The following is an 11,656-nucleotide window of genomic DNA, read 5'->3' as shown; positions in this document are numbered from 1 at the left end:
AGGTGATTATTTTCGCATCAATTCGCGCCAAAACCACCTGAAGAACAAACAGAAAGGCCGCCTTTCGGCGGCCTGTTTCCGACGGGAGCCTATAAACATAGACCACCCATATAAGAATGCAAGATAAAGATCAGCTCGCCGGCTCAACCGGGCGAAACAGGCGCCAGCACCACAAAACGGGACCGGACAGGCCATACAACCCAAAAATCACCAACAACATTGTAGAAGGCGCACTACTGACCACCGCAAAACCGATCACGACCGCCAACATCACCACAAAAGGAACCCGGCCCCGCAGATCTATTCCTTTAAAACTGTTGTATTTAACATTGGACACCATCAGCAGGCCCGCAAAAATAGTCACTAAGGCAACAACCATTGCTACCTCAGTGGACAACAACACGTCATTCCACTGCCAGACAATACCTGCCACAATCGCAGCGGCGGCAGGGCTCGCAAGACCGACAAAGTAGCGCTTATCAACCACATCCACCTGAGTATTAAAGCGGGCAAGTCTCAGAGCCGCACACGCCGCATAGGTAAACGCCGCCGTCCAGCCAAACTTGCCCAACTCAGCAAAGCCCCAGGAAAACACCACCATCGCCGGCGCCAAACCAAAGGAGACCATATCGGACAGGGAATCGTACTGCACCCCAAACTCGGAAGCGGTATTCGTCATTCGGGCAACACGCCCATCCAGCCCATCGAGAATCATCGCAACAAAAATGGCTATCGCCGCTGCTTCAAAGTTCTGATGCATACCAGCGATGATGGCGTAGAAGCCACTGAACAGCGCCCCCGTAGTAATCAGGTTCGGCAACAGGTAAACACCACGGTGCACCACTTTCTGGCCGTTTTCGGCCACTTCTTCTACGTGTTCATCAATGGGCAACAGGTTTTCCAGACTCTTATCCTCGTCTGGACTTTTATTGTTGTTGTCATTGCTTTCTGGCTGAGTCATATAAATCCTGGAACTGTACCGTCGTTGAGCCGCATCATACTGGGGCCAAGCGGCAATGACCAGAACCAAAAAGCCCCGGCAAGAGCCAGGGCTTAGAGGACCACCGATAACGGGGGCTATTGCTACGGTGCTTATAATTTTGCCTCGCGGGCGGCACCTTTAGTTTTTGCTTTTATCGATGATCTTGTTGGATTCAATCCAAGGCATCATGGCACGTAACTGGGCACCAACCTGCTCAATAGGGTGCGCCGCGTTATTACGACGATACGCCGTCATGGAAGGGTAATTAGTCTGACCTTCACTGATGAACATCTTGGCGTACTCACCATCCTGAATGCGCTTCAGAGCGTTGCGCATGGCTTGACGAGACTCCTCATTGATCACCTCAGGGCCGGTGACATACTCACCGTACTCCGCATTATTGGAGATCGAGTAGTTCATGTTAGCAATGCCGCCTTCGTACATCAGGTCAACGATCAGCTTCAGCTCATGCAAACATTCAAAATAGGCCATTTCGGGAGCATAGCCCGCTTCGGTCAACGTCTCGAAGCCAGCCTTCACCAGCTCAACTGCACCACCACACAGAACAGCCTGCTCACCAAACAGATCGGTTTCGGTTTCATCTTTGAAGGTGGTTTCGATGATGCCAGAACGGCCACCACCTACGCCCATGGCATAAGACAAAGCGACTTCTTTCGCTTTACCGGAGGCATCTTGGTTAATCGCAATCAGATCAGGAATACCACCACCGTTAACAAACTCGTTACGCACAGTGTGACCAGGAGCTTTCGGCGCAATCATAATCACGTCCAAATCAGCACGAGGAACCACCTGGTTGTAGTGAATGGCAAAGCCGTGAGCGAAAGCCAAAGTTGCGCCTTGCTTGATGTTCGGCTCGATCTCTTGAGCGTACAGCTGGCCCTGAAATTCATCTGGAGTCAGGATCATGACTACATCGGCAGAGGCTACCGCAGCCGCCACTTCAGTTACTTTCAGGCCATGAGCTTCCGCCTTAGCAACAGAAGACGAACCCGCACGCAGACCCACAGTTACATCAACACCGGAATCCTTCAGGTTACAAGCATGCGCATGCCCTTGAGAACCATAACCGATGATGGAAACCTTCTTTCCCTGGATAATGGAAAGATCACAATCTTTATCGTAATAAACCTGCATTTGTGCACTCCGAAAATTTCTTAGCTGGCTCACTGCCATGCTTTAACGGGGGCAAGTCTAGTCCATTCTCAAGCATTGCGTAAAATGATATATTTGCAAGACAACATCCCAATTTACGCAACATGAATTATGGATAACAAAAGCCTGAAGCTTTTTCTACACCTTGCCCAAAGCCTGCACTTCAGCCGAACCGCAGAAGCGATGAATCTGAGCCCCTCAGCATTAAGCCGTCAGATACAGCAGCTTGAAGAGCGCCTGGAGTGCCAACTATTCGAACGTGACAATCGCCAGGTAAGCTTGACCCCGCAAGGGCAAAAACTGCAAGTGTATGCCCGGGAATCCTTGGAACGCTGGGAGGAATTTCGCCAAGAGCTGTTAACCAGTGACGGGGAGCTGACCGGGAGTGTTAGCCTCTATTGCTCGGTCACCGCCAGCTATAGCCTGCTCTACCAAATTTTAAAGCGCTTTCGCCAACACCACCCTAAAATCGAAATTAATCTTCATACTGGTGACCCAGCGGACGCCATCCGGCGGGTACTGGCCGGCCATGAAGACCTTTGCATCACGGCCAAACCGGAAAAACTCAGCAAAGATTTGAGCTTCCACAGCATGGTGCATTCCCCACTGCTTTGCTTACAGGCTCAAAAGGCCAGCATACCCACCCCCAGCAATGACAAAGACTGGGCCAAAGTGCCCCTGATCATCCCGGAGACGGGCCTGACTCGTGAGCGCCTGGACAACTGGTTTCAGAAAAAGAAATTAAAGCCAAACGTTTACGCCCAAGTCAGCGGGCACGAGGCCATTGTCAGCATGGTCGCTCTGGACCTAGGCCTGGGGTTTGCGCCACAAATCGTAGTGGATAACAGTCCGCAGGCAAAACAGGTTAAACCCCTAAGCAACGGACTGCCTCTGGGCGACTACGACGTCGGCATTTGCACCCGCAGCAAACGTCTGGAAAAAGATAAAATCATTGCTGCATTCTGGCAGCTCTTGGGCGAACACTAAAAACAAGAAAATAAAAAAGGACCGTGCGAGCACAGTCCTTTTGTGTATTCCCGCAATCGCGAGTGCGGCTATTGGTTTAACCGGTTATCGATCAGCTGATCCACCACAGAAGGGTCAGCCAAGGTTGAGGTGTCCCCAAGGTTTTCCAATTCATTCGCCGCGACCTTACGCAAAATACGGCGCATGATTTTTCCTGACCGGGTTTTAGGCAAACCTGGCGCCCATTGGATTAAATCCGGCTTGGCGATTGGACCAATTTCCTGATTACACATTGCAACCAGTTCTTTTTTCAAATCGTCCGAGGGTTCCTCGCCATCCATTAAGGTTACATAGCAGTATATGCCCTGCCCCTTAATATCATGGGGATAGCCAACAACGGCCGCCTCAGCAACCTGAGCATGCAAACCGAGAGCCGATTCAATCTCAGCGGTACCCATTCGATGACCGGAAACATTCAGCACATCGTCCACTCGGCCAGTAATCCAATAATAGCCATCGTCATCGCGGCGCGCCCCATCTCCCGTAAAATAGTACCCCGGGTAGGTGCTGTAGTAAGTATCGATGCAACGCTGGTGATCTCCGTAGACTGAACGAATTTGGCCAGGCCAGGACGCTTTAATCGCCAAGCTGCCTTCGCCCGCCCCTTCCATTTCCTTACCTTCAGCATCCAGCAGGACCGGCTCAACACCAAAAAACGGTAAGGTCGCCGAGCCCGGCTTCAATTCAGTGGCGCCAGGTAACGGCGTCAACATATGACCCCCGGTTTCAGTTTGCCACCAAGTATCAACAATCGGACAACGCCCCTCTCCAACAACACGGTGATACCATTCCCATGCCTCTGGATTAATCGGCTCGCCCACCGTCCCCAGTAGACGCAACGAAGAGCGGTTAGAACGTTTTACAAACTCATCACCGGCACCCATCAAAGCGCGTATGGCCGTAGGTGCAGTGTAGAAAGTATTCACGCGATGTTTATCCACCACCTCCCAGAAACGGCCCGCATCCGGATACGTAGGCACTCCCTCAAACATCAAAGTTGTTGCACCATTCGCCAGCGGGCCATAAACAATGTAACTGTGGCCCGTCACCCATCCCACATCAGCGGTACACCAATACACCTCACCAGCTTGATAATCGAAGGTGTATTTGTGCGTCATGGCGGTATGCAACAAATAACCACCCGTCGTATGCATAACCCCCTTAGGCTTCCCCGTTGAACCTGAGGTATAGAGAATGAACAGAGGATCCTCTGCATTCATGGGCTCAGGGTCACAATGCTCGTCCGCGGCCGGCACCGCAACGTGATACCACACATCACGCTTGTCATCCCAGTCGATGGCACCACCTGTACGCTTAACCACTAAACAAGTGTGAACACCCGGACATTTCTCCAGAGCGCGATCTGCATTGTATTTCAGCGGAACCGCCTTACCACCACGCACGCCCTCATCGGCAGTGATCAGGACCTGACAATCGGAATCCAGAATGCGATCTTTCAACGCATCCGGAGAAAACCCACCGAACACGACCGAATGAATCGCGCCGATACGTGCACAGGCCAACATCGCGTACGCCGCTTCGACAATCATCGGCATATAAATACAAACTCGATCGCCTTTTTTCACGCCACGCGCCTTTAGGGCATTCGCCAACTTACAGACGTGTTCGTGCAAATTGCGATAGGTAACCGTTTTCGTGTCGTAGGGGTTATCGCCTTCCCAAATAATAGCGGGCTCATCTGCCTTATCTGCCAAGTGACGATCAATGCAGTTGGTGGTGACATTCAGCACGCCATCTTCAAACCATTTGGCTTCACCCTGATTAAAATCGAATTCACGCACTTTTGTGAAGGACTTATCCCAACTCAAAAACTCATGAGCCTTGACTGTCCAGAATGCCTCTGGCTGCTCTACCGATTGTTGGTACATCGCCTCATAGCGTTCTTTATTGATATGAGCATTGTCCGCCAACACCTTGGGCACTGGGTAGATATGGGATTCTGACATGGATATTCCTCCGCCATCGCTGTGTTATAAATTACTTATCCCCTTATCATAACGACTGCGGAGAATTTGCCTAGTTCGACAAACGTCGAAAGCCGTCCATTACAGGCATTGCCAACATCAGCAAAAACCCTAATGATTGCTTCTTAGAAAGATTCAGCCACACAGGAATAACCATGACCACAGAAGAACTTGAACAGCTCTGGAAACCCGAAATCGACCAACACTTGAGCAAGATTCAAAACATGAAACAAGATTTTAGTGATGTCGAAATAATCATACACAATGCCAGTTGGTGCCCGGACTGTGTTCGTGAAACCTCAGAGTTGCTTGCCATTAAACAGTCCCTGCAAGACAAGGCACCCCAGATCACGTTGATCAGCTACGAAGATAAAGATTATTACATGAGCAATAAGGCCGAACTGGATATCAATTGCGTGCCGACCATTATTGCGAAGCGAAACGGGCAGGAGTACGCCCGCATCGAAGAAAACTCCAATGGAAAGCTACTCGAGCAACTTTCCCGATACTAGAGAGAAGAGGCCACCCTAGGAAAGCGTAACGGAAACGTTATCAATCAATCGCGCGCCTTCGGTGTACATAGCGCCAAGGATGGTGATCGCCTGATCATCCACAGCGGCCATCTCCAAGTCTCGACTATTGCAGATATTAAAATAATCCACACGAAAACCAGCTTGCTCAATCGCTTCCCGGGCCTGCGATTGCAGCTTGCTGTAATCGCGCTCACCGGCCTGAATAGCGTCAGCGGTTGAACACAGGGTTTTGTAGAGCACCTGCACTTTCGGGCGTTCTTCTTCAGTGATAAAACCGTTGCGGGAACTCATTGCCAAGCCATCGTCTTCACGGTGAATTGGCGCAGCGGTAATCTCGACATCCATACACAGATCTTCCACCATACGGCGAATCACTGCCAACTGCTGATAGTCCTTAATGCCAAACACAGCTTCATCTGGCTCAACGATGTGAAATAACTTGGTTACCACCGTTGTTACACCTTCGAAGTGACCTGGCCGACTGGCACCACACAACACATCGGTCATGGTTGGGCAAATCACTCGTGTTTGGTTTTCCAAACCATTGGGGTACATCTCATTGTCATCGGGGTGAAACAAAAAGTCGCAACCCACGCTGCGCAATTTTTCGCAATCATCCTGAAAGGTACGCGGGTATTTATCCCAGTCTTCATTCAAGCCAAATTGCAGGCCATTCACAAAAATTGAACACACCACAATGTCGCAAGTTTCTTTTGCCGTGCGAACCAATTCCAAATGCGCGTCGTGAAGATTGCCCATCGTCGGCACAAAACCAATACGCTTACCCGCCATACGCTCAGTCTTCAGAGATTGGCGGAGCGTTTTAATATGATGAAAAACTTGCATGGAATTATCTCTGCTAAACACTAAAATCCTGGATCCTGTTGCTGATAGTAATCAGGAGCCAGATTCTCAAAGCGCGTAAACTTACCCACAAAGGCGGCTTTTGACGTACCTACCTCACCGTTACGCTGCTTACCCACAATCAATTCGGCAATGCCTTTGTCGGGGCTATCTTCGTTGTAATATTCGTCGCGATAAATAAACAGGATCACATCCGCATCCTGCTCGATCGCTCCAGATTCACGCAAGTCCGAGTTCATCGGGCGCTTATTGGGGCGCTGCTCTACACCACGGTTCAGCTGCGACAGTGCAATCACCGGGCAGCTGAACTCTTTCGCAATGGCTTTCAAAGAGCGGGAAATTTCTGAGATTTCCTGGGTTCGACCTTCGGTGCTACCCGGCACCTGCATCAACTGCAGGTAGTCGATCATGATCATGCCTGGAATACTCTGGGCCTCGGCATCCTCAATACTCATATTGGGATTTTCCGACAGCAATCGGTTTTGATGGGTACGAGCCACCTTACGAGCTCGCGCCCGAACTTCCTGAGGACTCAAACCGGGCGTGTCGTCAATATAAAGGGGGCGCCCCTTGATCTTGGCCACCGCCGCAGACAATTTGGGCCAATCCTCTTCCGTCAGCTGACCGTTTCGAATTTTGCCCTGATCAATTCGGCCAATGGACGATAACATACGCATCATCAAGGCATCGGCGGGCATCTCCATACTGTAGACCAGGCTCGGGCGCTCCTGCGTCATGATCGAGGCTTCAACAAAGTTGAGTGCCAAAGCCGTTTTACCCATGGAAGGACGCGCAGCCAGCACAATCATTTCCCCTGGCTGCCAACCCGAAGTCCGCTGATCCAATTCATCGATACCGGTCGACAGACCGGTGATATCGCTGTCGGAACGGAACAAAGTGTCGATCTTCTCGACCGTCACCTTCAACAGGTCGTTCGCACCAACAAAGCCCCCCTCTTTGGGGCGCTCTTCAGCAATTTGAGCCACTCTGCGCTCGGCCAACTGCAGCAGGTCATCGGAATCCATACCCGCTGGCGACATACTGCTGCGCGAAATCTCGCCTGCAGCGGAAATCAGCTGTCTCAGTGTCGAGCGTTCGCGCACGATTTGAGCATAAGCCGCCACGTTAGCGGCACTGGCGGTTTGATCCACCAATTCGGTCAGGAAATGCAGCCCACCACAGCGGTCCAGTTCATCATAACGGTCAAGCTCCTCAGCCACCGTAATGATATCCAGAGGCTTCTCAGCCGAAATCAGCTCGGACATGCGCTGGAAAACCAAGCGATGGACTTCACTGTAGAAGTCCTTCTCTCCCAGCACTTCAGCCACAGCATCAAACTTCAAACTATCCAGCATCAGGCCGCCGAGTACGGCACGCTCTGATTCCAGAGAATGAGGCATTTCTACCGAGGCTTCATTTTCGGATGGGTTGGAATAGCTTTCTGACATGAATATTGGCCCAAATGGCGACGGTAATGACTGGAGAAACAGCCCGACAGTTTATTAAAAAGCAGCGGCCCTTACCAGCAGCGTCAAAATCAGTCGAGAGTACAATTTTCAAGCAAAGCGGCATCCCCTACTCTCAACTGTCGAATCAACACCCTGATTTTTCTACAAAAGCTGGGTTATGATTCGCCACCTGAAACCAAAAGGAATGAAAAGGAAGCTCTATGGCACTCTTAGGGATTGATTTGGGAACCACCAACAGTGCTTGTGCCGTCTGGACGGAAGACGGGCCAAAACTGATCCCCAATCGCTTGGGGGCATATTTAACCCCCTCTGTTGTTCATATCGACAAATCACACCTCAGTGTTGGAGAGGTGGCCAAAGCCCAACTCTACAACCGCCCCAAAGCCACCATCGCCAACTTTAAACGCTTTATGGGCACCGAACAGCGAGCCAAGCTGGAAAACAAACAGCTCTCACCAGCGGAGTTATCCGCCTTGATTCTGCGCAGCCTGAAAGAAGATGCCGAAGTCTATACGGGCGAGCACATTGATGAAGCGATCATCAGCGTACCAGCCTACTTTAACGACAGTCAGCGTCTGGCCACCAAACAAGCCGGTGAATTGGCCGGCCTCAACGTTAAGCGTCTGATCAACGAACCCACAGCCGCCGCCCTGGCCTTTGGTCTGCACGAAAAGCCCGAAGGTCACTTTTTAATTCTGGATCTGGGCGGCGGCACCTTCGATGTTACTTTGATTGAGTACTTCGATGGCATTATGGAAGTTCACGCCTCCGCTGGTGATAACCATTTAGGTGGCGAAGATTTCCTACAGGCTTTGGTGAAGAAGGCACTTTGGCAACACGAACTGACGCCAGAAAAAGTCGACGCCAGCGAACTGGAAAAAATCAGACAACAATTTGAAGCCGCCAAACGCCAAACCGGCCCCAACTTCAGCCAGAGGCTGGAATTTGAAGTGAAGGGCAAGAGCTACTCTGTCGACTACAGTCTGGATTGGTTTAACACCGCCTGCTCACACCTCCTCTTGCGCGCGCAACGTCCTATTCGTCAAGCGCTCAATGATGCCGGCCTCCACCCCCAAAAACTCGACGAAGTGATTTTGGTTGGTGGTTCCAGCCGCCTACACCCCTTTAAATCCATGGTCACCAAATTACTAGGGCGCCTTCCCTCAAGCCAAATTGATCCCGACACCGCTATTGCCCTGGGCACCGCTGTTCAAGCCGGGCTGGTGGCGAAAGACAAGGCACTGGATGATTTTGTGTTAACGGATGTTTCCCCCTACACCTTAGGCATTGATGTTATTAACCAGGACGCGCCGAATAAAGGCAGTTATTTTTTACCGATCATCGAACGCAACACCACGATCCCAACAAGCCGTGTAAAAACCATCTACACCGCCCATGATCAACAACGCGAAATTGAGGTGAATATTTTTCAGGGGGAAAACCCTTACGTTCGAAACAATGTGCACATTGGCAAACTGAATGCGCCGGTGCCCCCCGCCCCCGCGGGAGAGGAAGCCATTGATGTGCGCCTGACCCACGACAGCAGTGGCATTATTGAAGCAGACGTTCAGGTGCATAGCAGTGGCAAGAAAGTTTCCGTAGTCATTGAACAATCGGCCAACCACCTTTCCGAGTCCGAAATTCAAAAAGTCATCCGTAAAATTCAATCTCTGAAGTTCCACCCCCGTGACAGCGAGGCCAATCGTGAATTGCAAGCTCGGGCGGAGATGGCCTACAGCTCGACCCTAGGAGAAGCCCGCGACCACATCAAGGAATACATTGGACTGTTTCAAGCCGCTCTGGAATCACAAAATGAGCGCAACATTCAAACGACCAAAGACAACCTTGAAAAACTGCTGAAGCATATTGAAGAGCAGGAGTGGACTTAAACCGTGCATATTTTTGATTTGCCACCGGGACACAACGAACGAGACATCAAAAGGGCTTACGCCAAAGCCCTCAAAAAAATCGATGTTGATGAAAGCCCCGGCGAGTTTCAGCAGCTATACAACGCCTACCAACAAGCACTTTATGATTTGGAAGAGCAGCAATGGGAGAATGGCAACCAGAGTGAACCTCAGGCACAAGACAACGCCATGGCTATGGAAGCAAACGCCGCCGATATATCTCAGGCAAGCTCACAGGAAACCGGGGAACGGACAAGCGACTCCAGCACTCTTGAATCTGCTCTAGCAGAACCATGGCCTTCCGAACTTTCCGGTGAGGAACAATGGCAGCTGCCAGACTCCGAACAAACCGAAGAGCACACGGAACTGCCACAAACCCCAATTGAACAACAAGACGCCAATGAAGACGAGTTGAGCGAAGAGCAGCAAGCGATCGCACAACACTATCAACATCAACTGGAAATACTAGACGATAAACTGACACAATTGCTGGCCACCCCCAAGCAGTGCAAACAACTCTACTCCTGGTTATTCCTCAATGAGTTTCCTGAACTTAATGACTACGATTTCTGGATTGAGGCCAGCCGATTGGTGTACCACCGCTTAGCCGACTCACAATCGCCTGAGTTCAAAGGCAAGCGCCCCGATATCACTCGAGAAGTCTTAGACTTTTTGGATTCCATTTTTAACTGGTTTGAGCATCTGCAAGATCCCGGAGAGCCAGCCTACAACCATCATCAGACTTTGTATAATCGAGTGCAGGATTTACATGGGGTTGTGCCCGTGGCGCAGACACCCAATCCACCTAAGGAGCCCGATGCGGAGCAAAGCATACAAGTGTATGGGCTGCTCGCTTTTATTGCTGATGCCAGCATACTCATTGCTGTATTCGGTCTACTTTACGCATTGTTGGACGGCTCCGTTATCCAGGCGCTCTTTAGTGCCGATACACTCCCTATAGCCGCAATTGTCTACTATATAGCGACTATATCCAGCCCAATGCAAGCCACTCTCGGCCAGACAATGATTAACCGCAAAGTATTCACCATGACGGGAGCACGCCCTTCGTTCATGGAGTCAATCAAAAGGGGCTCAGGACTCTTTATTGCTCTACTTTGTGTGGTATTTATTCGTCTATACGACATAGACCTATCGAAGGATGTTGCTGTATTTACGAGCTGGGGAGTCGCAGCAATCTCATATTTATGCTGGAAGACACTCAACAATACACAGCTCGTCCACACCGCCCCTCGGCTAAAAGGTTTCAAAAGGGAAAAAGAAATTTTTCCTCATACGATCTTTTCAGGAGCTATCGATTTTTTCTGTTTATCGTTTTTAATCGGCGCATTCAGCACCAAAACTCCTGTCATTCTTGACCCTCTGTATGTTTCGATAATTGGGCTTCTGTATTACATTTCGATGGTTGCCAGCCCATTGCAAGGAACCATCGGGCAACTTATTCTTCGTTATAGAATCGTCGATATGCAAGGCAATCGTCCGTCTCTTCTAGACGCCGTAAAAAGAGCATCAGGTTTCATATGCCTCAGTGTGTCAGCCCTTCTTGCGCATTGGAATCAAACGGTCATTATCGGAAAATATGAATGGCAACTTATGATTCTTCTTCCAGCCATCGCTTTTTTTGTATGGCAGTATTTCAACAACAGTCTGTTGGTAAAAAAACCTCCCAGCTCTCCAACGAATCAGTAAGTAGTGGTCG

9 protein-coding genes are annotated in these 11,656 nt (G+C 50.4%); 4 read left to right on the top strand and 5 right to left on the bottom strand.

Annotated features, from left to right (window positions below):
* Positions 1–130: 130 nt before the first annotated feature.
* A complete protein-coding gene (gene pssA, locus ABWW03_RS18245; protein ID WP_353410792.1) occupies positions 131–961 on the bottom strand; it encodes a CDP-diacylglycerol--serine O-phosphatidyltransferase in 831 nt (276 codons plus the stop codon).
* A 159-nt stretch (positions 962–1,120) separates the two neighbouring features.
* On the bottom strand, positions 1,121–2,137 hold the full coding sequence (ilvC, locus tag ABWW03_RS18240; protein ID WP_353410790.1) for a ketol-acid reductoisomerase: 1,017 nt from the start codon (positions 2,135–2,137) through the stop codon (positions 1,121–1,123).
* A gap of 129 nt (positions 2,138–2,266) precedes the next feature.
* Here ilvC and ilvY point away from each other — a divergent pair, with 129 nt between their 5' ends.
* Complete coding sequence (gene ilvY, locus ABWW03_RS18235; RefSeq protein WP_353410788.1) at positions 2,267–3,142, top strand: HTH-type transcriptional activator IlvY; 876 nt, start codon at positions 2,267–2,269, stop codon at positions 3,140–3,142.
* 68 nt (positions 3,143–3,210) lie between these two features.
* On the opposite strand, the gene acs is transcribed toward ilvY, so the two are convergent.
* On the bottom strand, positions 3,211–5,148 hold the full coding sequence (acs, locus tag ABWW03_RS18230; protein ID WP_353410786.1) for an acetate--CoA ligase: 1,938 nt from the start codon (positions 5,146–5,148) through the stop codon (positions 3,211–3,213).
* Positions 5,149–5,321: 173 nt separating this feature from the next.
* Here acs and ABWW03_RS18225 point away from each other — a divergent pair, with 173 nt between their 5' ends.
* Positions 5,322–5,678, top strand: coding sequence for a TlpA family protein disulfide reductase (locus ABWW03_RS18225; protein ID WP_353410784.1), 357 nt, complete (start codon positions 5,322–5,324; stop codon positions 5,676–5,678).
* A 15-nt stretch (positions 5,679–5,693) separates the two neighbouring features.
* On the opposite strand, the gene panC is transcribed toward ABWW03_RS18225, so the two are convergent.
* Both panC and dnaB read right to left on the bottom strand, forming a co-directional pair.
* The gene (gene panC / locus ABWW03_RS18220) at positions 5,694–6,545 is read right to left on the bottom strand and encodes a pantoate--beta-alanine ligase (RefSeq protein ID WP_353410782.1); all 852 of its coding nucleotides are present in this window, start codon (positions 6,543–6,545) and stop codon (positions 5,694–5,696) included.
* 20 nt (positions 6,546–6,565) lie between these two features.
* On the bottom strand, positions 6,566–8,011 hold the full coding sequence (gene dnaB, locus ABWW03_RS18215) for a replicative DNA helicase (protein WP_353410780.1): 1,446 nt from the start codon (positions 8,009–8,011) through the stop codon (positions 6,566–6,568).
* A gap of 221 nt (positions 8,012–8,232) precedes the next feature.
* Here dnaB and ABWW03_RS18210 point away from each other — a divergent pair, with 221 nt between their 5' ends.
* Positions 8,233–9,921 (top strand): Hsp70 family protein, encoded by a 1,689-nt coding sequence (locus tag ABWW03_RS18210; RefSeq protein ID WP_353410778.1) that lies wholly within the window; start codon positions 8,233–8,235, stop codon positions 9,919–9,921.
* 3 nt (positions 9,922–9,924) lie between these two features.
* Positions 9,925–11,646, top strand: a complete 1,722-nt coding sequence (locus tag ABWW03_RS18205) for an RDD family protein (protein WP_353410775.1) — start codon at positions 9,925–9,927, stop codon at positions 11,644–11,646.
* The last annotated feature ends 10 nt before the right edge of the window (positions 11,647–11,656 follow it).

Source organism: Pseudoteredinibacter isoporae, assembly GCF_040372805.1.
In the GTDB taxonomy this organism is placed as follows: domain Bacteria; phylum Pseudomonadota; class Gammaproteobacteria; order Pseudomonadales; family Cellvibrionaceae; genus Pseudoteredinibacter; species Pseudoteredinibacter isoporae_A.
Note: the sequence above shows the minus strand (reverse complement) of the source record. Positions and strands in the feature narration are given on the sequence as shown.